This window comes from Streptomyces sp. NPDC002004, from assembly GCF_053593975.1.
Map to the genome: position 1 here is coordinate 1 of NZ_JBSFDP010000061.1, position 22,357 is coordinate 22,357.

The following is a 22,357-nucleotide window of genomic DNA, read 5'->3' on the forward strand; positions in this document are numbered from 1 at the left end:
GCTCGGTCGAGGACGGGGCGGGGGTGCTGGTGAGGCCCGGGCGCGGCGGCCTGGGGGCTGCGGTGGCGTGTGCCCCGGGGGGCACCGGCCGGCGACTACACGATGCGTATGCGCCCGATGGTGGTCATCTCTTGCGTACGACCACGAAGTCGGCGAGTGCGACCAGCTGCTCCCGCACCCGGTCCGGCATGTCCACCTCGTCAAGCGCCTCGACGGCGATGGTGTGCTGGCGCCGCGCCTCCTCGGCCGTCCACGTCCGGCCGCCGGCCTCCTCGATGAGGGCGGCCCGAGCGGCGAACTCCTGCTCGGAGAAGCTGTCGAACTCGCTGCTCTTGGCGTCGGCGGCGAGCAGTTCGGCGAGGCGTTCGGACGCCGGTCCGCCGGCGGCGAGTGCGGCCACGACCGGCAGCGACTTCTTGCGCTGGCGCAGGTCGCTCCAGGTCTGCTTGCCGGTGGCGTCCGGGTCGCCCCAGATGCCGAGCAGGTCGTCCACGGCCTGGAAGGCGAGGCCGAGGTGGTAGCCGTAGCGCTCCAGGGTGTCGGCGGTGCGGTCGTCGGCGCCGCCGAGCACGGCACCGATGGAGACCGCGCAGGCGAGCAGCGCGCCCGTCTTGTTGCCCTCCATCTCCAGGCACTCCTCGACGGTGACCCGCTCGCGGTGCTCGTAGGAGATGTCCTGGGCCTGGCCGTCGATCAGGGCGCGGGTCGCGGTGGTCAGGCGGCGGGTGGCGCGGCCGGCGTCGACGGTGCCGAGCTCGAGCAGGATCTCGTTGGCGAGCGCCATGAGGGCGTCGCCGACGAGGATGGCCTGCGCGGGGCCGTGCACCTTCCACACGGTGTCGCGGTGGCGGCGCTGTTCGTCGCCGTCCATCAGGTCGTCGTGCAGCAGCGAGAAGTTGTGCACCAGCTCGACGGCGACCGCGCCGGGGATGCCGACCTCGGGGGCGGCGCCGGTGACCTCGGCGGAGAGCAGCGCGAGCGCGGGGCGCACGGCCTTTCCGCTGTCGCCGTCGGTCGGGTTGCCCTGGGCGTCGATCCAGCCGAAGTGGTACGCGGCGACCGTGTCCATGGGCGGTGCCAGGCGGTCGACGGCAGCCCTGAGTACCGGGGTCGCCAGGGTGCGGCCGCGCTCGAGCAGCGCGGTCACGTCCACCGCGTCGGCAGCCGTTCCGGCCGGGGGCACAGTGGGCACAGTCTCTCCTCTTGTTGCGATGCCGGGGGTGCGGGGACCTGCCCCTGGGGGTTGAAGGTCGAGCGTCACGATGCTGCCGCCTCCTCACCTCGGAACAGATGATCCCCCGGGCGGCCCAGCTCGGTGAGGGCGGCCCCGGCGGCGGTGACACCGCTGCGGACCGCGCTCTCCATGGTCGCCGGCCATCCCGTGGCGGTCCACGCGCCGGCCAGGTAGAGGCCGGGTGCCTTGGTGCGGGCGCCGGGCCGGAGCCTGCCGACGCCGGGGGCGGGAGCGAAGGTCGCGGTGCGCTCCCGGGTGACGAAGAAGTCGCGGACCTTGGCTCCCCGGGTGGCGGGAAGCAGGCGCTCCAGCTCCGGGAGGTAGCGCTTGCGCAGCTCGGCGACGGGCTCGTCGATCTCGTCCTGTGCGGCGGACTGGGAGAGAGCCAGGTACTGGCCCTCGGTCAGGCCGGACGCCTCGGTGCGGTCGAAGACCCACTGCACGGGCGAACCGAGCGCGGCGAAGAACGGCCGCCTGAGGACCGTGCGGTCGTAGACGACGTGGACGTTGAGGATCGGCGCGGTGCCGATGCCGAGCAACCGTGCCGGCTCGTCGAGGGCGCCGTCGGGGAGCAGGTCGTGGGTCTCGTGCTGCGGCGCGGCGAGGACGACGGCGTCCGCCTCGATGGGCTCGCCGGGACCACCGGAACCGCCGGAAACACAGACCGTCCAACGTCCGTTCTCCGCACGGGATACGGAGGTGGCACGTGTACGGAGTGAGGTGCGGACGCCCGCCGAGTCGAGGGCCTTGCGGGCGAGGGTGTCGTGGAGTTCCCCGAGTGGGACGCGGGACCAGCCGATGTCGGCGGCGCCCGGGTCGGAGAGCAGCCCGGTCTTGAAGACCATCGCGGCGAGCCCGAGGGAGGAGTCGCCGGCGACGGCGTTGAGGGTGGCGACGCCCACCAGGTCCCACAGGGCCTCGACGGTGCGCGCGGACTGGCCGTGCCGGCGCAGCCAGGTGCCGAAGTCCTGCTCGTCGAGGGCCGGGTCGGCGAGGTCGAGCGCCTTGAGGGCGAGCGCGGCGCGGCCGACCCTGGCGCGGTCGGCGAGCGGCAGGTGCGGGTAGGTGGCCAGGCTGTGCGCGAGGTGCAGCGGTACGGGCAGTGCGGTGCGGCGCAGCCGTCCGAGCCGAGGGCCCTCGCCGGACCTGGTCCGTACGGTGCGGGAGGCGTCGAGCACGGGCACGTCGAGCCGGTCCTGCACGGGCGCGAGCGCTGCGGCGTCGATCCGGTCGAGGAACCAGCGGTAGGCGGTGCAGCAGCGCAGGTACACGTGCTGGCCGTTGTCGACGGTGAGGTCGCCGCGCCGGAAGGAGAAGGCGAGACCGCCCAGCCGGGGCCGTCCTTCGAGCAGGGTGACCCGCACCCCCGCGTCGGCGAGTCCGAGCGCGGCGGTGATCCCGGCGAGCCCTCCGCCCACGACGACGGCCGTGGGCCGGCCGGTGCCCATGACGTCGCTGCTCATGCGCCCTCCCCTCCGGTCCGACGGTGACCGTGCCCACCGCGCGGGGCGCCCGCACGAGGGATCGTCGCAGTCAGGGACGCGGCCCGTCGAACGGAGGTTGCCCGCCGGACGGGCCCCGGCGTGCCGTGGCGGCGCGCGGGGGCGCAGCCGCGGTCGGCGTGCGCGGGTGTGGCTGTGCAGGCCCGGTCGGCGTGCGCGGGTGTGCAGGCGCGGCCGGCGCCGTGTGCGGGGGCGGCCGTGCCGGCGCCGCGGCGCGCCGGCCCGGATGCGCCCGTGTCCCGGTGGGCGGACGCGGGCTTCGGATACCCGGCGCGACCGCCTCTGTCGTCGTGCGGCATCAGGCGCGCCTCCGGACCGTCTGGCGGGAGATGCTGCGGGCGTCGAGACCGGAGAGGCCGCGCACGGCGACATAGGCCTTCTCGCGGCCGGGGAGCGAGACGCGTCCGCGCAACACGGCATCCGGTTCGCGCTCGATCCGGTCGAGGAGGCGGCGGTAGATGCCGGCCATGGCGGCGACGCAGGCGCCGCTGCGCCGGTCCAGCATGGGAAGGAGGCGGTATCCCTCGGCGAACAGGGCTCGGGCGCGGCGCACCTCGAAGTGGACGAGGCCCGCGAAGTCGGAGCCGGGCGGCGGGGTCGGCCCGTGGAAGCCCGCGGAGCAGCCGAACTTGGCGAGGTCGTCGGCGGGCAGATAGGTCCGGCCGCCTTCGGCGTCCTCGCGAACATCCCTGAGGATGTTGGTCAGTTGGAGCGCGAGACCGAGCGTGTCGGCATACTCGGGCGCACGCTCGGCATTGCGCGCCCCCGGTTCGGTGCCGAAGACGCCGAGCGAGAGCCGCCCGATGGCGCCGGCGACACAGCGGCAGTAGACCTTCAGGTCCTCCCAGGTCTCGTAGCTCTCGCCGCGTACGTCCATCAGCACACCGTCGATGAGTTCGTCGAGGCCGCCGAGCGGGATCGGGAAGTGCACCGCGGCGTGCGCGAGGGCGACGGCCACCGGATCGGTGTCGTCCTCCGCGACGGCGTCGCGCCGGATGCGGCCGAGCAGCGCCCGGGTCTCCTCCAGGCGCGCGACCTTGACCTCGGGTCCGAGGGCGCCGTCGCCGATGTCGTCGACGCGCCGCGAGAACGCGTACAGCGCCGACATGGCGCGGCGCTTCGGCGTCGGGAGCAACCGGATCCCGTACGCGAAGTTGCGCGCCTGCTGTCCGGTCACGGCCTCGCAGTAGCTGTACGCGGCGAGTACCGGTGCGGACACGTGCTGGTCTGCCTCCACGGTCCGGCTCACCCCTTTCCTCGCAGTGTCGCTCCCACCTCGCGCAGCATTCGGCCCTTGCCGGGCTTGGGGGGGCCGGGAAGGACGTCGTAGGAGGCGGCGGCGATGGCCCGCACCGCCGCCCGCCCCCCGCCCACGAAGCCAGCGAGGAGCAGCTTCAGCCTGCCGTGGACGCTACCCACCAGGGGGGTGCCTTCATTCAGGAGGTGCAGGGCGCGCTCCGCCTCGTACGCGACGAGTGCGCGCACCGATGCCCCTGCGGTGGACGCGGCGAGGTCGGCCTCCTGGACGTGGAAGCGCTTCATGTCCTCGGCGGGGAGGTAGACACGGCCACGGCCGAGGTCCTCGGCGACGTCCTGAAGGTGTTCGACGATCTGCAGACCGGTGCAGACGGAGTCGGACCGGCGGATGCGCTCGGGAGTCGCGGTGCCGGTGACGGCGAGGACGAGCCGGCCGACGGGGTTCGCGGACAGTTCGCAGTACGCGGCGAGGTCGTCGTACGTCTCGTAGCGGTCGATGAGCTGGTCCTGGCGGTTGGCGGCGATCAGACCGAGGAACGGCTCGGGGGTCAGGTCGTGGCGGCGGACGGTCGGCAGCAGCGCCCGCAGCAGCGGGTGGGCGGGTTCGCCGCCCGGCGCGAAGACCCTGCGCAGATCGGCCTCGAAGGCGTCCAGCATCGCGAGAGGGTCGGAGGCCGCCTCGGGAGGAAGGCCCAGGTGGCGGGCGTCGGCGCCGCCCGGGGCGAGGTCGCCGTCGCCGATGTCGTCGACCAGCCGGGCGAATCCGTAGATGGCCATGAGGTCGTCGCGCCAGGCCCGGGACAGGAAGAAAGGAGCCACGGGGAAGTTCTCGTCCGCGGCCTTGTCGAGCGTGCCGCGCACGGCGTCGCCGTGGCGCGCCGTCTCGGCTCCCGTCACCGCGCGCTGCCCGGTGCGGGGACGGCGGAAGCATCGCGGAGCTGAAGCGTTCCCGTAGCCATTGCCGTCACATCTCCCGTTCTACACTGCTGACCCAATACATCCTATTTCGGACACGCCGCCCGGCCGCCCGCGCCGCGCACCCTGTGCCGGGTGTCGCGTATTATCGCCCCACTTGCCGCGAATCAGCACCGGTACAGCTTACGTTGTACAACGGGCAATGGTTCCTCGGGGTGTCCTGGACGTCACAAGAACACACCGATCGTCCCCAAGATTCCCTGTACACAAAGAAGTTGAGCGTCGAACGCAACGGTCGAGGGCCCCGCCCGGACTGGTCCGGGCGGGGCCCTCGCGGGGCCGGCGACACGTCCGTCGGGGACGGCCTACTTCCCCGTGAACTTCTCGTACTCCTTGAGCACCTCTTCGGTGGGTCCGTCCATGCGCAGCTCGCCGCGCTCCAGCCACAGGACCCGGTCGCAGGTGTCGCGGATGGACTTGTTGTTGTGACTGACCAGGAAGACGGTGCCGGCCTGCTTGCGCAGCTCGCGGATACGGGCCTCGGAGCGCTTCTGGAACTTGCGGTCGCCGGTGGCCAGCGCCTCGTCGATCATCAGCACGTCGTGGTCCTTGGCGGCCGCGATGGAGAAGCGGAGGCGGGCCGCCATGCCGGACGAGTAGGTGCGCATCGGCAGGGTGATGAAGTCGCCCTTCTCGTTGATGCCCGAGAAGTCGACGATCTCCTGGTAGCGGTCCCTGATCTGCTCGCGGGACATGCCCATCGCGAGGCCGCCCAAGATGACGTTCCGCTCGCCCGTCAGATCGTTCATCAGGGCCGCGTTGACGCCGAGGAGCGAGGGCTGGCCGTCCGTGTAGACCTTGCCCTTCTCGGCGGGCAGCAGGCCCGCGATGGCACGCAGCAGGGTGGACTTGCCGGAGCCGTTGGAGCCGATGAGACCGATGGCCTCACCACGGTAGGCGACGAACGACACACCCTTGACCGCGTGCACCTTGCGCACGCCGCGCTCCGCGTCGTCGGAGCCCCGCCGCATGATGCGGCTGAGGGCGGCGGTGGCGCTGCCCTTGCCGGTCCTGGCGCCGTTCACGCGGTACACGATGTGCAGCTCGTCCGCGACGACGGTGGGGATGCGGGCCCCGGGGTTCTGCTCGGGAAGCTGCTCAGCCACGGCCGTACCTCTCCTCCGCCTTCCAGAAGTACATGAAACCGCCCACGGCCACGACGGCGGCCCAGGCGACGGCGATCACCCAGACGTGCGGCGGCAGGTTGTCCGAGCCGTAGCCGTCGATGAGCGCGAAGCGCATCAGGTCCATGTAGACGGCGGCGGGGTTGAACTGGAGGACCCGGGTGATCCACTCCGGCTTGCCGGCCAGCATGTGGTGGATCGAGAACATGACGCCGGACGCGTACATCCAGGTCCGCATGATGAACGGCATCAGCTGGGCGAGGTCCGGCGTCTTGCTGCCCATCCTGGCCATGATCATCGCCAGGCCGGTGTTGAACAGGAACTGCAACACCAGGATCGGGACGATCAGCAGCCAGGACATGCCCGGGTAGCTGCCGAACCCGATCGCCACGACGAACAGCACGATCATCGAGAACAGCAGCTGCTGGAGCTGCTGGAGCGCGAAGGAGATGGGCAGCGAGGCGCGCGGGAAGTGCAGCGCGCGCACCAGGCCGAGGTTGCCCGAGATCGCACGGACGCCCGCCATCACCGAGCTCTGCGTGAACGTGAAGACGAAGACACCGGTCACCAGGAACGGGATGTACACGTCGTGCGACATGCCCCGGCTGGCGTTCAGGATCAGCCCGAAGATGAAGTAGTACACGGCCGCGTTCAGCAGCGGCGTGGCCACCTGCCACAGCTGGCCGAGCTTGGCCTGGCTGTACTGGGCGGTCAGCTTCGCCTGCGAGAAGGCGAGGATGAAGTGACGCCGCCCCCAGAGCTGGCGGACGTACTCGACGAGTCCGGGCCGCGCGCCGCTGACGGCGAGGCCGTACTTGGCGGCCAGCTCGGCCGGGGAGAGCCCGTCGTCGGGCGACGGTGGCGCGGTCACCGCGACACCGCCGTCATGCGTTGTCTCACTCACAAGGGAACTTTCGTCTTCGAATGCGCAGCCATGGTCGGGCATGGGCAGGAGCCGGGGCCGGGGTGCGGCCCCCCGCTCTCAGTCGAGCTTGTCAGATGACGGGCGGACGGCCCAGTCGGGTGAGCCGCCACACAGTACGCCACCGCATCGGGCGGCGCGGGCCGCACGAGCTGGTCCAGCCCTCCTTGAAGCCGCCGAACCAGGCCTTCAGGGCCGGCCCCGAGGGGCGCCGGGCCAGCGTCAGCAGCAGCCAGACGCCCAGGTAGACCGGCACGAGGGGCGCGGGCAGATTGCGGCGGGCGAGCCAGACCCGGTTGCGGGCCACCATGCGGTGGTAGACCGCGTGGCGGGACGGGGCGGTCGTCGGGTGGTACAGGACCATGTCCGACCGGTAGTCGATCATCCAGCCGGCATCGAGGGCCCGCCAGGCGAGGTCGGTCTCCTCGTGGGCGTAGAAGAATTCGTCGGGCAGGCCGCCGACCTGCGCGAACACCGTCGTACGGACGGCGTTGGCGCCGCCGAGGAAGGTCGTCACGCGCGACGAGCGCATGGGGTCGGACGCCCGCAGCCGCGGCACGTGCCGGCGCTGGGTCTCGCCGGTGTCCGGGTCCGCGATCCGGAAGCTGATGATGCCGAGCTCCGGGTCGGCGGCGAAGGCCTGCCGGCACAGCTCGGCGGTGTCGTGCCGGGCGAGCAGGCCGTCGTCGTCGAGGAAGAGCAGCACGTCGACGTCGAAGCCGTCGGCTCCCTCGGCGCGGAACGCCTCTATGCCGACGTTGCGGCCGCCCGGGATGCCCAGGTTCTCGGGCAGCTCGACGGTGCGGACGCCGTCGGGGACGTCGGGGACCGGGGAGCCGTTGCCGACGACGACCACCTCGACCCGGTCGCCGTCCTGCTTGGCGACCGAGTCGATGAGGGCGCGCAGCTCCTCGGGGCGGTTGCCCATGGTGATGATGACCGCGCCGACCTTCATGCCGCTCACCGCAGCCTGCTGGAGGCGAGGATGGACACCAGGTGCAGCACGGTCTGCAGGAGCGCGATACCGGCCAGCACCGCGACGCCGAGCCGGGTGAAGAACAGGTCGCCCCGCACCGCGTCCAGGACCGCCAGGAACAGGACCAGCAGCGACGCCTCGATCCCGAGGACCAGCCGGTGGAACTTCAGCGCGGCGGCGGCCTTGCGGGCCAGCGCGACGCCGGAGGACCGCGGCTCGGACGCCGCCTCCTTGACCGGCGGCAGCCCGCCCTGGTGGCGGGCGACCCCGACGAGGTCGGTCTCGGCCTTGATCAGCACCGCGCCGAGCGCGGCCAGGGTGCCGAGGAAGGCCCAGAGCCAGTCGATCCGCCCGGAACCCCACAGGTCCGCTGCGCGCAGGCCGAAGCCGACGAGCACCGCGGCGTCGCACAGATAGGCGCCGACCCGGTCCAGGTAGACACCGCTGAGCGAGAACTGCTGCTTCCAGCGTGCGATCTCGCCGTCGACGCAGTCGAGCAGCAGATAGAGCTGGACCATGAGCACACCGAGCACGGCGCCCGCGATCCCCGGCACCAGCAGGGCCGGGGCCGCGAGGACGCCGAAGACGGTCATCAGGTAGGTCAGCTGGTTGGGCGTGACCCGCGTGTTCACCAGGTACCGGTCCACCCGCAGCGAGATCTCCCGCATGTACAGGCGTCCTGCCCAGTGCTCACCGCTGCGCCGGTCCTTCACCCCTGCGGGGTGAACGACGGGGCGGAGTTCAGCTACCGATGGCCTTGGCATAGTCGGCGTAAGCGTCCTTGATCTGCTCGGGGGTCAGGTTGAGGTGCTCGAGGATCGTGTAACGGCCCGGGCGGGTCTGCGGAGCGAACTCCACCACCTTGACGAACTCGTCCACGGAGAACCCGATCTCCTCCGGCAGCACCGGCAGCCCGTGGCGCCGCAGCACCTCGGCCATGTGCACGGACTCCTCGTGGGCCCCGCGCAGGTGCATCGCGAACGCCGCACCCAGGCCGACCTGCTCGCCGTGGCTCGCCGCGCGCTTCGGGAAGAGGAGGTCGAAGGCGTGGTTGATCTCGTGGCAGGCGCCGGAGGCGGGACGCGAGTCGCCCGCGACCGACATCGAGATGCCGGTGAGGACCAGGCCCTCGGCGAGCACCTGGAGGAAGCCGTCGTCCCCCACGCCGCCGGGGTGGCGCAGCACGGCCTCGCCGGCCTGCCGTGCCATGGCGGCGGCCAGGCCGTCTATCGCCTCGCCGGTGACACGGTTCGACAGCTCCCAGTCGGCGACGCAGGAGATGTTCGAGACCGCGTCGCCGATGCCGGAGCGGACGAACCGCACCGGGGCCTCACGGATCACGTCGAGGTCGATGACGACCGCGATCGGGTTCGGCACGCCGTACGAGCCACGGCCCGCGTCGTTGTCGAGGGTCGCGACCGGGGAGCACAGGCCGTCGTGCGACAGGTTCGTCGCGACGGCGACCAGCGGCAGCCCGACGCGCGCGGCGGCGAACTTGGCACAGTCGATGATCTTGCCGCCGCCGAGGCCAACGACCGCGTCGTAGCGCCCCTTCTTCATGGCGTCGGCGAGCTTGATCGCGTCGTCCAGGGTGCCGCCGCCGACCTCGAACCAGTCGGCGCCGGGGAGGGCCGGGGACAGCCGCTCGCGCAGCCGGGCCCCGGAGCCGCCGCTGATGGCGACGGCGAGCTTGCCGGACGACGAGATCCGCTGGTCCGCCAGGACACCCGCCAGGTCGTCGAGGGCACCCGCGCGGATGTCGACGACGACCGGCGACGGAATGAGCCTCGTCAGTACTGGCACGCGATCTCACGTCCCTTGGCGAGGTCGTCGTGGTTGTCGATCTCGACCCACTTGACGTCACCGATCGGCGCCACATCGATCTTGAAGCCGCGGTTCACGAGCTCCTGGTAGCCGTCCTCGTAGTAGAGGTCGGGGTCACGCTCGAAGGTGGTCTTCAGGGCGTCGGCCAGCTCGTCGGCGGCCTCGCCCTCGATGAGGGTGACGCCGATGTACTCGCCGGTCGCCTCGGCCGGGTCCATCAGCTTGGTGATCCTCTGGACGCCCTTGGCGGGGTCCACGACGACCTTCATCTCCTCGTCGGCGAGCTTCTTCACCGTGTCGAGGGCGAGGATGATCTTCTGGCCGTTGCCGCGGGCGGCGAGCAGGGTCTTCTCGACCGAGACGGGGTGCACGGTGTCGCCGTTGGCGAGGATCACGCTGTGCTTGATCTGGTCACGACCGCACCACAGGGAGTAGGCGTTGTTCCACTCCTCGGCCTTGTCGTTGTCGATCAGCGTGAGCTTGAGGCCGTACTTCGCCTCCAGCGCCTCCTTGCGCGCGTAGACGGCCTCCTTGCGGTAGCCGACGATGATCGCGACCTCGGTCAGGCCGATCTCGGCGAAGTTGCCGAGCGTCAGGTCCAGGACGGTGAGGCTCTCCTCGTCACCTTCCGGTCCCACGGGAACGAGCGCCTTGGGAAGGGTGTCGGTGTAGGGACGCAGACGCCGTCCGGCGCCGGCCGCCAGCACGAGGCCGATCATGCGGGTTCTCCTTCATCGTGTACGGCAGGTGCGCCAACCCGATGGGCGGCCACCCAGAATCGGATGCTCTCGGCGAGCACCACGAGTGCCACGGCCACGGCGCCAGCCGTGAGCGCGACGGTGAAACCTGAACTGCTCAGCAGGGCAGCGGCCAGTACGACCAACAGGGTCCTGCCTTCGTGCCCCCCGACCGCCCGCACCAGCCAGTGCGGGGGCGCACCGGCGCCGCCGCGGATGCGGTACACCGTGTCGTAGTGATGGTAGGCGACGGCCGCCACGAGCCCGAAAGCCGCGGGCAAGGCTCCGTTCACGCCCGCTTTGGCCGCCAGCACCAGGATGGTCCCGTACTCGGCCGCCCGGAAGACCGGGGGAACGAGCCAGTCGAGAGCGCCCTTGAGGGGGCGGGCGACGGCGAGGCCCGACGTGACGCAATACACGCCGGCGGCGACGACCGGCCAGGCTCCGCCGAAGTCCGTGAGACCGCTCACGGCGACGACCGCGGCGCCGCCGAGCAGGGCCACGGCCGGCGCCGCGAACACGGGCAGGAACCGGCGGGCGAAGCCCTGGAAGGCGTTGGCGAGGGACTGGGCGACGAAGCCGGAGTCGGCGAGGTCGGCCAGGGCCTGCGCGGCCCGGTCGGTGCGGCGCGCCTTGCGCGTCAGCGAACGCAGCACGCGCCCCGCCGTGGTGTACGTCGCGGCGATCGCGCAGCCGATGAGCAGCGCGTAGAAGGTGATCCGGGGGGTGGTGAACGCCGTGAGCACGGCGATCATCGCCCAGCGCTCGCCGATGGGCAGCACGATCATGCGGCGTACCCAGACCGTCCAGCCGACGCTGTCGAGCCGGTCGGAGAGGGCGGCGGTGGGGCTGGTGTTGGCCGTGGCGTCGTGGTTCGCCTCGTTGAAGGAGAAGTCCACGACGTGCCGGCAGGTCTGCAGCACCATCGCGCCGAGCGCCAGTGCCCAGACGTCATCGCCGCCGCGGGCGGCACCGAGGGCGAGGCCCGCGTAGTAGGCGTACTCCTTGGCCCGGTCGAAGGTCGCGTCGAGCCAGGCGCCGAGGGTCGAGTACTGGAGCGAGTAGCGGGCGAGCTGGCCGTCGGTGCAGTCGAGCACGAAGGACACGATCAGCAGCACTCCGGCGGCGACGAAGCCGGTGCGGGTGCCGGTGGCCGCGCTGCCGGCCGCGATCAGCGCGGTGAGCAGCGAGGCGGTGGTGACCTGGTTCGGCGTGAGGCCGCGGCGGGCGCACCAGCGGGCGATGTAGCGGGAGTACGGGCTGATGCAGAAGGTCGTGAAGAAGCCGTCGCGCGACTTCACGGCGGTGCGCAGGCGTACCGCCTCGTCGTCGACGGCCGCGACGGCCTGGCGCGCCTCGTTCCGCGTCTGCGGGTCGGCCGGGACCGTGGCGACGAGGGTGCCGAGGTCGGGGCGGTGCACGGAGGTGCCGTCCGCTTCGAGGGCGGCGCCGATGTGCTCGGGGAGGGTGTCGCCGGGGTGCTGCTCGGGTGCGGCGGTGCCCTGGGCGGCCGCGGTCCGGGCGAGGGCCCCCTCGTGGACCGCGCGCGTCAGCGCCGCACGGGCGGCCGGACGGGCCGATACGGCGCCGGGCACGGCGGACGCCTCGAAGCGGGGGTCGGTCAGACCCAGTCGCAGGGCGTGCACATGACCGACGAAGCGGCTGTCGACCAGGGCGACCCGCTGGTCGGCCGGGACCGCGGCGAGCAGCGCTTCGGCCTCCGCGGCGTCGCCGGCGACCCGCACGTCGAAGCCGAGGGACCGCAGATCGCCCTCGAGCGACGATCCGGGGACCGGCTGACCGGTGAGGATGGCGGTCGACAGACGAACTCACTCCTTGCGTGCCGGGCGCGTCGTGGCGCCGGACGTGTGCGTGATGGGGCGCCGGGACCGACAGGGGCCGGGCGGCGTGTCGGGTGAGGCTATCGGATGAATGGAAGCGGGCGTTCATCACCCGTTCACGGCCCGATCAGCACGGTCCGGTGGCCGCGATCGCCTCGATCATCATCGGGGATCGGGGCCCCGCCGAACAAACCGCAGGCCCCAGATCACGGCATATGCGGCATGGCTCACACGGCCCGGTTCATACGGTGTGCGGCGTCCGCGCGGGGCGCGGACGACCTGCGCGCGGGGGCCGGACCACGCCCGCGGCGGGACGGGGAGACGGTCCCGCCCCGACCCTCGGGGCTTATCGGTCCAGCTCCGGCCCGGTCTTCATTTCCGCAGGTCACAGCATATGACAACGGTGTTCAGTACCGTGTTGCCCCATACCCCCCGCCCGTAGTTCACTGTGGTCCCGGGAGGGTACGCGGGTCACCGGTGAAGGGCGGTTCCATGGGGGCAGGACACGATCACGGGCATGTGCACGGGGCGCCGACGGGCACGGCCACGGCGGCGTACCGCGGGCGGCTGCGGGTCGCGCTGTCCATCACGCTCACCGTGATGCTCGTCGAGATCGCCGGCGGCATCGTGGCGGATTCGCTCGCCCTCGTCGCGGACGCGGCCCATATGGCCACGGACGCTGTCGGCCTCGGCATGGCACTGCTCGCGATCCACTTCGCGGGCCGCCCGCCGACCGAGAACCGCACCTTCGGCTTCGCACGCGCCGAGATCCTCGCGGCGCTCGCCAACTGTCTGCTGCTGCTCGTCGTCGGCGGCTACGTCCTCTACGAGGCGATCGAGCGGTTCATCACACCCGTGGACACGAACGGCTGGCTCACCGTCGCATTCGGTGTCATCGGCCTTGTGGCGAACCTCATCTCCCTGTCGCTGCTGATGCGCGGCCAGGCGGAGAGCCTCAATGTGCGCGGCGCGTTCCTCGAGGTCATGGCGGACGCGCTGGGCTCGTTCGCGGTGATCGTCGCCGCGCTGGTGATCATTGCGACCGGCTGGCAGGCGGCCGACCCGATCGCCTCGCTGGCCATCGCCCTGATGATCGTCCCGCGCACGCTGAAGCTGCTGCGGGAGACCCTGAACGTGCTCCTGGAAGCCGCTCCCAAGGACGTGGACATGGCCGAGGTCCGTGCCCACATCCTCGCCCTCCCGGGCGTCGAGGACGTCCACGACCTGCATGCCTGGACCATCACGTCCGGGATGCCGGTGCTCTCCGCGCACGTCGTCGTGACTCCCGACACGCTGAACGCGATCGGGCACGAGAAGATGCTGCACGAGCTCCAGGGCTGCCTGGGCGTTCACTTCGACGTCGAGCACTGCACCTTCCAACTGGAGCCGAGCGGACACGCGGAGCACGAGGCGAGGCTCTGCCACTGACCGACCACGGCGGACGGGCGGACCGTGTCCGCAGCCACCGGACCGCGCCCGCCGTCCCGTCGGCCGCTTCCGGCCCCGGGTCCGGTCCACGGGGTTTCGCCGCCGCTCGTTTCCGGACGATTCCGGCCAGGTCGCTCCGGGCACGATCAGGTATCAGGCCGCTTTCGGCGTCCGATTCGTATGCCGCGCTCGTGCCGGCCCGCTTCGGCGTGGCGGTCCGTGCGGGGCGCCGTCAGGACCGAGAGTGTCGGTGCAGTACGGCAGACTTGACGTGCGAGAACCGAAGCGAAGGATGGGCATGCCGATCACACCTGCGACCGCGGAGCACAGTTCGTCGAACGGCACCGCGGAAGTGATCCTGCTGGAGCTGGTCGACGAGGACGGCAACACGATCGGCACGGCGGAGAAGCTGTCCGCGCACCAGGCGCCCGGCCGTCTGCATCGGGCATTCTCCGTGTTCCTCTTCGACGAGCGGGGCCGGCTGCTGCTCCAGCAGCGCGCACTCGGCAAGTACCACTCCCCCGGCGTGTGGTCGAACAGCTGCTGCGGGCACCCGTACCCGGGTGAGGCGCCGTTCGCGGCGGCGGCCCGGCGCACGTTCGAGGAGCTCGGCGTCTCGCCGTCGCTGATGGCGGAGGCCGGCACCGTCCGCTACAACCACCCGGACCCGGCCTCGGGCCTGGTGGAGCAGGAGTTCAACCACCTCTTCGTGGGGCTGGTGCAGTCCCCGGTGCGCCCCGACCCGGACGAGGTCGGCGCGACCGCGTTCGTGACACCGGCGCAGCTGGCCGAGCGGCATGGGCGGGACGTGTTCTCGACGTGGTTCATGACGGTCCTGGACGCCGCGCGTCCCGCGGTCAGGGAGCTGACGGGGCCGGGCACCGGCTGGTGACCGCGGCTCGGCGCCGCCGGCGGTGCCCCGGCCGCGGCGCCGCCACCGAGGACGGCCGGGGCGGCGTCGCGCGGACGGGCGGTTCCGCCGACCGGTGTTGGGTGCGAGGCGCCGGCTAGCGTCCGTGGAACGGCAGGAGGGGCAGGGCCGCCCAGATGACCTTGCCCCCACTCGCCGTGTGCTCGACGTCGCAGACGCCGCCCGCCTCACGGGTGATCTCGCGGACGAGGAGCAGGCCCCGGCCGCCGGTCTGTCCGTGGTCGGCCTCCAGCGCGGTCGGCCGGTAGGGGTGGTTGTCCTCGACGGACACCCGCACCCACTCGGCGCCGACAGCCACTTCGACCGCGAGGAGCGGCGACAGCAGTGCCGCGTGCCGGACCGCGTTGGTGACCAGCTCGGAGACGATCAGCAACAGCCCCTGGACGAGGTCGCCCGGTGCGGGCACCCCCTGCCGGGCCAGCAGATCGCGGACCGCGTGCCGTGCCTGCGGCACCGACGAGTCGACAGCGGGAGCGGTGAACCGCCACACCCCTTCGTACGGCATCGGCCCCGTGCCGGAGCCGGTGTGCCCGCCCTCACCGTCCTGAGGGCGTGGGCGGGTGTCCCACCCGCGATCGTCCATCGTCGGGTCGCCGCCCTTGCGCTCGATTGTCACCACACGTCGAGTGTTGGGAACGCACTGGTCCGTACCGGAGAACTGACCAGAAGTCAGCCATTATCGACGGATTCTGACCGCGGGCGTATGACAGGGTCAGTTGTGCGACTGCTCCTGCCCTTCTTGTTCTGACTTCAAGCGCCCTTCGGGTGGCACGTGTCGAGGGCGTCAGGCCGGGATCGTGCTCCGGCTCATCCGTGCGACACCGGCCTGCCCCCGCCCTGCCCCTCCGCGATCGCGGCGTCCTCCTCGAGCACGCCCACGACATGCCGTCCGCCGAGGCCGGTGGCGATCAGACCGAGGCCGTCGAAGAGCAGGGCCAGCGAGATGAAGAAGCCGACGACGTACTCGCTGTTGCTCGGCCAGCCGGCCAGCACCAGGATGCCGAGGAGCAGTCCGAACACGCCCTGCAGCAGGGTCCAGCCGAACTGCGGTCCGCGCACCACCAGGCCGCCCACCAGCCGGAACAGACCGCCGGTCAGGAACAGCAGCGCCGCGAACATGGTCAGTGCGGCGGCGGCCGCGTCCGGCCTGCGCAGGATCACCACGCCCGCGGCCAGATAGAGCGCCGCGACGATGACGCTGAGCCAGAAGTGGCTGGAGCCGCGCGACTGGACCGCGTGCAGCAGTCCGACCACACCGCCGATCAGCAACAGCCAGCCGAACAGGACCATCGTGGTGAGCGTCGCGAACCCGGCGTAGAGGATGCCGACCGCCCCCGCGATCACCAGGACCACGCCCAGCAGCGCGAGCCGTCCGAAGCTCCGGCGCAGTCTTCCCGCCTCGCTCCCGGGTCCGGGCATGGATGCCTCCTGCGGCCGTCGTGATCACTCGCCGCCCCCGCCCCGATCGTACGGTCGCGCGGTCCGGATAGCATCCGGCGCATGGAGCCGCAGCTGCTGCACAGTGTCGCCGACGGGGTCGCCACCGTCGTCATCCACCACCCGGCCAAGCGGAACGCGATGACCGCGGACATGTGGCGGGCCCTGCCGCCGCTGCTCGGGCGGCTCGCCGCCGATCCCGCGGTGCGGGCGCTGGTGCTCACCGGCGAGGGCGAGACGTTCTGCGCGGGCGCGGACATCTCGTCGCTGCGGGGCGCCACGGCCGACGCGGCCGACGGGCCGCAGGGTCTCGCGGTGCAGGCGGAGGACGCGCTCGCCGCGTTCCCCAAGCCGACCCTGGCCGCCGTCCGCGGGTACTGCGTGGGCGGCGGCAGCCAGCTCGCCGCGGCGTGCGACCTGCGGTTCGCCGAGGAGGGGGCGCTGTTCGGGGTGACCCCGGCCAAGCTGGGCATCGTCTACCCCGCGTCGTCGACGCGGCGGCTCGCCTCGCTGGCGGGGCCGGCGACCGCCAAGTACCTGCTCTTCTCGGGCGAGCTGATCGACGCGGAGCGCGCCCTGCGCACCGGGCTCGTCGACGAGGTGCTGCCGGCCGGTGAACTCGACAAGCGCGTCGCCGAGTTCACCCGCATTCTGACCACGCGCTCGCAGCTGACGCAGGCCGCGGCGAAGGAGTTCGCCGACGGGCGCACGGACCGGGCGGAGCACTGGGACGCGCAGGCGCGCGGCAGCGGCGACTCCGCCGAGGGAGTCGCCGCCTTCCTGGAGCGCAGGCCGCCCCGGTTCACCTGGACGCCGCGCTGACCGCGCCCTGTGCCGTGCCGCCCGACGCCGGCTACTGCAGGAGGAAGCGGCTCTTGGCGCGCCACTCCTCGACCAGGTCGGCCGGGGCCTTCTCCGGCGAGCCGGCGTCGTAGGGCGGCTGCGGGTCGTACTCGATGAGGAGCTGCACGGCCTGCGCGGTACGGTCCCCCGCGATCGTGCCGGCCAGCGTCAGTCCCATGTCGATCCCGGACGAGACCCCGGCGGCGGTGACGTACTTGCCGTCGACGACGACCCGCTCCCCCGTCGGCTCGGCGCCGAACCTCTTCAGCTCGTCCAGGGCCAGCCAGTGCGAGGTGGCGCGGCGGCCGTCGAGCAGCCCGGCGGCGGCGAGCAGCAGGGAACCCGTGCACACCGATGTCGTCCAGGTGCTGGTGATGTCGGCGGAACGCAGCCACTCGAGCAGGCGCGCGTTGTCCATCTGCGAGGTCTGGCCCGGGCCGCCCGGGACGACCACGATGTCCGGGCCCGGCACTTCGGCGAGCGTCCTGTCCGCCGTCAGGGCGAGCGCGCCGGTGTCGGAGCGGACCGGTCCGGTCTCCTCGGCGACGAAGACGACCTCGGCGCCGGGGATCCTGCCGAGGACCTCGTACGGGCCGACCGCGTCCAGGGCGGTGAAGCGGTCGTAGAGGACGATGGCGATCTGCATGGGAACCTCTCTGTCGGCTGTGCGGCGTGGTGCACACGCGCCTCAGGGGCGCGCTGATGCGCTCCCGTGCCTCCCGGAGGAGCACCTGCGGGCACGTACGGGACGGAATGCGGGACCTCGGTGCGCCCGGCTCAGCGGGGCACCGGGGCGTGGAAGCGGCGCCGGTACTCGGCCGGAGCCGCGCCGAGGGACTTGACGAAGGCGCGGCGCATCGCCTCGGGGGTGCCGTAGCCGCAGGCGCGCGAGATCTCCTCGACGCCGTCGGACGTCTCCTCCAGGAGCCGGCGGGCGTGTTCGATGCGGACGCGTTCGACGAACCGGCCCGGTGTCGTGCCCGTCTCGGCCTGGAAGGCGCGGGCGAAGTGGCGGGGCGAGAGCCGGGCCCGGTCGGCCAGCGCCTCGACGGACAGGTCGCCGTCCGGGTGCTCGGTGATCCACTGCTGGACCTCGCGCAGCGGTTCGCGCCGGGCGGTCTGCGCGGCGAGCTGGGCACTGAACTGGGCCTGGTTCCCCGGGCGCCGCAGGAAGACGACCAGATGGCGGGCGACGGTCAGGGCGGCGTCCCTGCCGTGGTCCTCCTCGACCAGGGCGAGTGCCAGGTCGATGCCGGCCGTGACCCCGGCCGACGTGGCCACCCGGCCGTCGCGGACGAAGATCGGGTCGGGGTCGACATCGACGGCGGGATGGTCGCGGGCGAGCCGGTCGCAGTACGCCCAGTGGGTGGTCGCGCGGCGCCCGTCGAGCAGTCCCGACGCGGCGAGCAGGGCGGCGCCGGTGCAGACGGAGACCAGGCGTTCCGCGCGCGGGGCGTGGGTGCGCAGCCACGCGACGAGCCCCGGGTCGGGCCGCCGGGTGCCGTTGCCGCCGGGCACGAGGAGCGTGTGCGGCTCGGGGGCGTCGTCGAGCGCGTGGTCGGGGACGAGGGTGAGGCCGCTGGAGGTGCGCACGGGGGCGCCGTCGAGCGACGCGGTGCGGATGCGGTAGGCACCCTCGGGGTCGCCGAGGTACGCCGCAGCGCCCGCGAAGACCTCCACGGGGCCCGTGACATCGAGGCTCTGTACGTCGTCGAAGAGGACGACCAGAACGTTTCGCCGGTCCATGACGTCGATTCTTGGGCGTGACCGGGATGGCCGCAATGACGGATAACCCTCCTTTCCTGCCATGGCCGCACCCCTCTTACAGACGTACCAACCGGTCGGTAGCCTTTCGGCATGACCACATCTCTGCCCGACCGCGCCGGACGCCGCTGCCACAACGCGCTCAACCCGTTCCACTCGATCCACTACTTCTCGCCCGACCTCCACCGCGAGCTGGCCGAGGCCGGGGTCGAGGACCGCAGCGCCGCGTACTTCGCGGTACGCGCCGCGGCGATGGGTCCCGTCGGAGCGGGCACGGTGACCGCGACGTTCTACAACTTCAAGCACGAGCTGATCGCCCGGCACGTGCCCGCCGTCTGGCGTACGGCGTCCCCGGAGACCGTGCTGGCGGCCCGGCTGCGCGCCGTCGACACGACGTTGCGCAGGCTCCTCGGCGAGGAGGCGGTGGCCGCCAAGGAGATGGCCGAGGCGGCCGAGCTGGCGCTGCGCGCCACCGAGGCCTGCACCCGTACGGCCCGGCCGCTCTACGCGGCGCACGCCGACCTCCCCGTGCCGGACGAACCGCACCTCGCCTACTGGCACGCGACCACCCTGCTGCGCGAGCACCGGGGCGACGGGCATCTGGCGGTGCTTCTGGACGCCGAGCTCGACCCGGTGGAGGCGTTGGTCAGCCACACCGCAACGGGCAAGGGCATGGCGCCGCGCTGGGTGCTGGGCTCGCGCGGGTGGACCCAGGAGGAGTGGGACGCCGCCGTGGAGCGGCTGCTGGCGCGCGGACTGCTGGACGCCGACGGCGAGTTGACCCCGGAGGGGGTCGCCCTGCGTCACGACGTCGAGTCCGCGACGGACCGGCTCGACCGCGCCCCGTACGAGCATCTGGGCGCTGCGGGCGTCGAGCGGCTGACCGAGCTCGGGACCGGGTTCCTCGGAGCGGCGGTGCAGGCCGGGGCGTTTCCGGCCGGCCTGACCGGAAAGGGGTAGCGGGGGCCACGACCGGGCCGGACGTGGCGGACGCGCCGCGCGGGGCGGGCGCCCTGAGGGCCGGTTGTCCGTGCCACCTGCCACAATTGCCGCGCAACCTCAGTGGAGAAGGCGGTACGGGATCGTGACGACACCCGAGTCCCTCGAAGTAGGGTCCATCGAAGGCAGGATCGCCGAGGAGCTCGGCGTACGGGAGCGGCAGGTGAAGGCCGCGGTGGAGCTGCTCGACGGCGGTTCGACGGTGCCCTTCATCGCCCGCTACCGCAAGGAAGCGACCGAGATGCTCGACGATGCGCAGCTGCGCACGATCGAGGAGCGGCTGCGCTATCTGCGGGAGCTCGAGGACCGGCGTACGGCGATCCTCGACTCGGTGCGGGAGCAGGGCAAGCTCACCGGGGAGCTGGAGGCGCAGATCCGGGCCGCCGACACCAAGGCGCGCCTGGAGGACGTCTATCTGCCCTACAAGCCGAAGCGGCGCACCAAGGCGCAGATCGCGCGCGAGGCCGGGCTCGAACCCCTCGCGGAGGGACTGCTCGGCGACCCGTCCGTGGAACCGCTCGCCGCGGCCGCCGCCTTCGTGAACGCCGACAAGGGGATCGCCGACCCGCAGGCCGCGCTGGACGGCGCCAGGGCGATCCTCACCGAGCGCTTCTCCGAGGACGCCGACCTGATCGGCGAACTGCGCGAGCGCATGTGGGTCCGCGGCAGGCTCGCCGCGAAGGTGCGCGACGGCAAGGAGGAGGCGGGCGCGAAGTTCGCCGACTACTTCGACTTCTCGGAGCCCTTCACGGAGCTCCCCTCGCACCGGATCCTCGCCATGCTGCGCGGCGAGAAGGAGGAGGTCCTCGACCTCGTCCTGGAGCCCGAGGAGCCCGCCGATTCACCGTCGGCTGCGTCGTCGTACGAGGGCATCGTCGCCACCCGCTTCGGCATCGCGAGCCGGGGGCGTCCGGGCGACAAGTGGCTGACGGACACGGTGCGTTGGGCATGGCGCACCCGCATCCTGGTGCACCTCGGGATCGATCTGCGGCTGCGTCTGCGGACGGCCGCCGAGGACGAGGCGGTGCAGGTCTTCGCGGCGAACCTGCGCGACCTGCTGCTCGCCGCCCCGGCCGGCACGCGCGCGACGCTGGGCCTCGACCCCGGTTTCCGCACCGGTGTGAAGGTCGCCGTCGTCGACGCGACCGGCAAGGTCGTCGCCACGGACGTGATCTACCCGCACGTCCCGCAGAACAGGTGGGACGAGGCGCTGGCCAAGCTGGCGCGGCTGGCCGGGGAGCACGCGGTCGAGCTGGTCGCCATCGGCAACGGCACGGCGTCCCGCGAGACGGACAAGCTGGCCGGTGAACTCATCGCCAAGCACCCGGAGTTGAAGCTCACCAAGGTGATGGTGTCCGAGGCGGGCGCCTCCGTGTACTCCGCCTCCGCCTTCGCCTCGCAGGAGCTTCCGGGCATGGACGTGTCGCTGCGCGGCGCCGTGTCCATCGCACGGCGCCTTCAGGACCCGCTCGCCGAACTGGTGAAGATCGACCCGAAGTCGATCGGCGTCGGCCAGTACCAGCACGACCTGTCCGAGGTGAAGCTGTCCCGCTCGCTCGACGCAGTGGTCGAGGACTGTGTGAACGGCGTCGGCGTGGACGTGAACACGGCGTCGGCTCCGCTGCTGGCCCGGGTCTCCGGCATCACCTCCGGGCTTGCCGAGAACATCGTGGCGCACCGCGACTCGAACGGCCCGTTCCGCTCCCGTACGGCGCTCAAGGACGTCGCCCGGCTGGGCCCCAAGGCGTACGAGCAGTGCGCGGGCTTCCTGCGCATCCGCGGCGACGACCCGCTGGACGCGTCCAGCGTGCACCCCGAGGCGTACCCCGTCGTGCGACGCATGGTGAAGGCCACGGGGGACGAGGTCGCGGCGCTGATCGGCAACACCTCGACGCTGCGCTCGCTGCGGGCCGAGGACTTCGTGGACGACGTGTTCGGTCTGCCGACCGTGACGGACATCCTGAAGGAGCTGGAGAAGCCGGGCCGTGACCCGCGTCCCGCCTTCAAGACGGCCGCCTTCAAGGAGGGCGTCGAGAAGATCTCGGACCTGAAGCCGGGCATGGTGCTGGAGGGTGTCGTCACGAATGTCGCCGCCTTCGGCGCCTTTGTGGACGTCGGCGTCCACCAGGACGGCCTGGTGCATGTGTCGGCCATGTCCAAGACCTTCGTCAAGGACCCGCGGGACGTCGCGAAGCCCGGGGACATCGTCAAGGTGAAGGTGCTGGACGTCGACATCCCGCGCAAGCGGATCTCGCTGACGCTCCGGCTGGACGACGACGCCAGCGGCGGCAGCGGCGAGACGGAGGCGAAGGGGCGCCCCCAGAAGCGCTCCGGCCGCGCGCCGCAGCCGAGGCAGAGCGGGCAGCAGCGACAGGGCGGCCAGCAGAGGCAGGGCGGCCAGCAGCGCAAGGGCGCGCCGGCACCCTCCAACAGCGCGATGGCCGACGCACTGCGACGCGCCGGCCTCGCCTAGATGATCGATTCCAAGGGGTCAGTGGCCATATACGGTCAGTGAGCGCATGACGGGCTGTCCTGCGTGGTCGTTGTGCCAGATCGCGGCGGT

The 22,357-nt window shown here is 72.0% G+C and carries 20 protein-coding genes; 5 read left to right on the forward strand and 15 right to left on the reverse strand.

Translation table 11 applies throughout. From position 1 onward, the window contains the following. Nucleotides 1-124: 124 nt before the first annotated feature. The 11 genes from ACWCP6_RS36090 to ACWCP6_RS36140 form a co-directional block, all read right to left on the reverse strand. Entirely contained in the window at nt 125-1,261 is a 1,137-nt protein-coding gene (locus ACWCP6_RS36090; protein ID WP_450936889.1) for a polyprenyl synthetase family protein, read from the reverse strand. Further along, entirely contained in the window at nt 1,258-2,697 is a 1,440-nt protein-coding gene (gene hpnE / locus ACWCP6_RS36095; protein WP_450936890.1) for a hydroxysqualene dehydroxylase HpnE, read from the reverse strand. The genes ACWCP6_RS36090 and hpnE overlap by 4 nt, the downstream gene beginning before the upstream one ends. 337 nt (nt 2,698-3,034) lie before the next feature. Next, entirely contained in the window at nt 3,035-3,985 is a 951-nt protein-coding gene (gene hpnD / locus ACWCP6_RS36100) for a presqualene diphosphate synthase HpnD (protein ID WP_450936891.1), read from the reverse strand. Further along, nucleotides 3,982-4,890: a squalene synthase HpnC gene (gene hpnC, locus ACWCP6_RS36105; protein ID WP_450936892.1), complete on the reverse strand. Its 909-nt coding sequence runs from the start codon at nt 4,888-4,890 to the stop codon at nt 3,982-3,984. The genes hpnD and hpnC overlap by 4 nt, the downstream gene beginning before the upstream one ends. Before the next feature lie 383 nt (nt 4,891-5,273). Continuing rightward, nucleotides 5,274-6,074 (reverse strand): ABC transporter ATP-binding protein, encoded by an 801-nt coding sequence (locus tag ACWCP6_RS36110; RefSeq protein WP_450936893.1) that lies wholly within the window; start codon nt 6,072-6,074, stop codon nt 5,274-5,276. Next, the gene (locus ACWCP6_RS36115; RefSeq protein WP_450936894.1) at nt 6,067-6,996 is read right to left on the reverse strand and encodes an ABC transporter permease; all 930 of its coding nucleotides are present in this window, start codon (nt 6,994-6,996) and stop codon (nt 6,067-6,069) included. Before ACWCP6_RS36115 ends, ACWCP6_RS36110 begins: the two co-directional genes overlap by 8 nt. Nucleotides 6,997-7,087: 91 nt before the next feature. Further along, on the reverse strand, nt 7,088-7,969 hold the full coding sequence (locus ACWCP6_RS36120) for a glycosyltransferase family 2 protein (RefSeq protein ID WP_450936906.1): 882 nt from the start codon (nt 7,967-7,969) through the stop codon (nt 7,088-7,090). Nucleotides 7,970-7,974: 5 nt separating this feature from the next. Continuing rightward, complete coding sequence (locus ACWCP6_RS36125) at nt 7,975-8,754, reverse strand: CDP-alcohol phosphatidyltransferase family protein (protein WP_450936895.1); 780 nt, start codon at nt 8,752-8,754, stop codon at nt 7,975-7,977. Beyond that, on the reverse strand, nt 8,732-9,793 hold the full coding sequence (locus tag ACWCP6_RS36130; protein ID WP_450936896.1) for an iron-containing alcohol dehydrogenase family protein: 1,062 nt from the start codon (nt 9,791-9,793) through the stop codon (nt 8,732-8,734). Before ACWCP6_RS36130 ends, ACWCP6_RS36125 begins: the two co-directional genes overlap by 23 nt. Beyond that, complete coding sequence (locus tag ACWCP6_RS36135; protein WP_450936897.1) at nt 9,781-10,533, reverse strand: phosphocholine cytidylyltransferase family protein; 753 nt, start codon at nt 10,531-10,533, stop codon at nt 9,781-9,783. The genes ACWCP6_RS36130 and ACWCP6_RS36135 overlap by 13 nt, the downstream gene beginning before the upstream one ends. Continuing rightward, nucleotides 10,530-12,374, reverse strand: coding sequence for a DUF5941 domain-containing protein (locus tag ACWCP6_RS36140; protein ID WP_450936907.1), 1,845 nt, complete (start codon nt 12,372-12,374; stop codon nt 10,530-10,532). The genes ACWCP6_RS36135 and ACWCP6_RS36140 overlap by 4 nt, the downstream gene beginning before the upstream one ends. A gap of 510 nt (nt 12,375-12,884) precedes the next feature. On the opposite strand from ACWCP6_RS36140, the gene ACWCP6_RS36145 reads away from it, so the two are divergent. Further along, complete coding sequence (locus ACWCP6_RS36145; protein ID WP_450936898.1) at nt 12,885-13,820, forward strand: cation diffusion facilitator family transporter; 936 nt, start codon at nt 12,885-12,887, stop codon at nt 13,818-13,820. Nucleotides 13,821-14,118: 298 nt separating this feature from the next. Continuing rightward, the gene (gene idi / locus ACWCP6_RS36150) at nt 14,119-14,712 is read left to right on the forward strand and encodes an isopentenyl-diphosphate Delta-isomerase (protein WP_450936899.1); all 594 of its coding nucleotides are present in this window, start codon (nt 14,119-14,121) and stop codon (nt 14,710-14,712) included. A 115-nt stretch (nt 14,713-14,827) separates the two neighbouring features. Here the strand turns inward: idi and ACWCP6_RS36155 are convergent, their stop codons facing one another. Both ACWCP6_RS36155 and ACWCP6_RS36160 read right to left on the reverse strand, forming a co-directional pair. Next, nucleotides 14,828-15,334 carry an ATP-binding protein gene (locus tag ACWCP6_RS36155; protein ID WP_450936908.1) on the reverse strand — a complete coding sequence of 169 codons (507 nt, stop codon included), beginning with the start codon at nt 15,332-15,334 and terminating at the stop codon, nt 14,828-14,830. A 224-nt stretch (nt 15,335-15,558) separates the two neighbouring features. Then, nucleotides 15,559-16,170 carry an HdeD family acid-resistance protein gene (locus ACWCP6_RS36160; protein WP_450936900.1) on the reverse strand — a complete coding sequence of 204 codons (612 nt, stop codon included), beginning with the start codon at nt 16,168-16,170 and terminating at the stop codon, nt 15,559-15,561. An 81-nt stretch (nt 16,171-16,251) separates the two neighbouring features. Here ACWCP6_RS36160 and ACWCP6_RS36165 point away from each other — a divergent pair, with 81 nt between their 5' ends. Beyond that, nucleotides 16,252-17,010, forward strand: a complete 759-nt coding sequence (locus ACWCP6_RS36165) for an enoyl-CoA hydratase/isomerase family protein (protein ID WP_450936901.1) — start codon at nt 16,252-16,254, stop codon at nt 17,008-17,010. A 31-nt stretch (nt 17,011-17,041) separates the two neighbouring features. Here ACWCP6_RS36165 and ACWCP6_RS36170 read toward each other — a convergent pair whose 3' ends face one another. Both ACWCP6_RS36170 and ACWCP6_RS36175 read right to left on the reverse strand, forming a co-directional pair. Continuing rightward, nucleotides 17,042-17,677: a DJ-1/PfpI family protein gene (locus tag ACWCP6_RS36170; protein ID WP_450936902.1), complete on the reverse strand. Its 636-nt coding sequence runs from the start codon at nt 17,675-17,677 to the stop codon at nt 17,042-17,044. A gap of 131 nt (nt 17,678-17,808) precedes the next feature. Then, nucleotides 17,809-18,777 (reverse strand): GlxA family transcriptional regulator, encoded by a 969-nt coding sequence (locus ACWCP6_RS36175; protein ID WP_450936903.1) that lies wholly within the window; start codon nt 18,775-18,777, stop codon nt 17,809-17,811. A gap of 111 nt (nt 18,778-18,888) precedes the next feature. On the opposite strand from ACWCP6_RS36175, the gene ACWCP6_RS36180 reads away from it, so the two are divergent. Then, nucleotides 18,889-19,755 (forward strand): SCO6745 family protein, encoded by an 867-nt coding sequence (locus ACWCP6_RS36180; RefSeq protein ID WP_450936904.1) that lies wholly within the window; start codon nt 18,889-18,891, stop codon nt 19,753-19,755. 124 nt (nt 19,756-19,879) lie between these two features. After that, the gene (locus ACWCP6_RS36185) at nt 19,880-22,267 is read left to right on the forward strand and encodes a Tex family protein (protein WP_450936905.1); all 2,388 of its coding nucleotides are present in this window, start codon (nt 19,880-19,882) and stop codon (nt 22,265-22,267) included. The last annotated feature ends 90 nt before the right edge of the window (nt 22,268-22,357 follow it).

What these genes read in the sequence shown, in the direction of transcription:
- hpnE (WP_450936890.1), bottom strand. Translation starts at nt 2,697, where the DNA reads ATGAGCAGCGACGTCATGGGCACCGGCCGGCCCACGGCCGTCGTCGTG.
- ACWCP6_RS36120 (WP_450936906.1), bottom strand. Translation starts at nt 7,969, where the DNA reads ATGAAGGTCGGCGCGGTCATCATCACCATGGGCAACCGCCCCGAGGAG.
- ACWCP6_RS36125 (WP_450936895.1), bottom strand. Translation starts at nt 8,754, where the DNA reads ATGCCAAGGCCATCGGTAGCTGAACTCCGCCCCGTCGTTCACCCCGCA.
- ACWCP6_RS36135 (WP_450936897.1), bottom strand. Translation starts at nt 10,533, where the DNA reads ATGATCGGCCTCGTGCTGGCGGCCGGCGCCGGACGGCGTCTGCGTCCC.
- ACWCP6_RS36145 (WP_450936898.1), top strand. Translation starts at nt 12,885, where the DNA reads ATGGGGGCAGGACACGATCACGGGCATGTGCACGGGGCGCCGACGGGC.
- idi (WP_450936899.1), top strand. Translation starts at nt 14,119, where the DNA reads ATGCCGATCACACCTGCGACCGCGGAGCACAGTTCGTCGAACGGCACC.
- ACWCP6_RS36155 (WP_450936908.1), bottom strand. Translation starts at nt 15,334, where the DNA reads ATGGACGATCGCGGGTGGGACACCCGCCCACGCCCTCAGGACGGTGAG.
- ACWCP6_RS36160 (WP_450936900.1), bottom strand. Translation starts at nt 16,170, where the DNA reads ATGCCCGGACCCGGGAGCGAGGCGGGAAGACTGCGCCGGAGCTTCGGA.
- ACWCP6_RS36165 (WP_450936901.1), top strand. Translation starts at nt 16,252, where the DNA reads ATGGAGCCGCAGCTGCTGCACAGTGTCGCCGACGGGGTCGCCACCGTC.
- ACWCP6_RS36170 (WP_450936902.1), bottom strand. Translation starts at nt 17,677, where the DNA reads ATGCAGATCGCCATCGTCCTCTACGACCGCTTCACCGCCCTGGACGCG.
- ACWCP6_RS36175 (WP_450936903.1), bottom strand. Translation starts at nt 18,777, where the DNA reads ATGGACCGGCGAAACGTTCTGGTCGTCCTCTTCGACGACGTACAGAGC.
- ACWCP6_RS36180 (WP_450936904.1), top strand. Translation starts at nt 18,889, where the DNA reads ATGACCACATCTCTGCCCGACCGCGCCGGACGCCGCTGCCACAACGCG.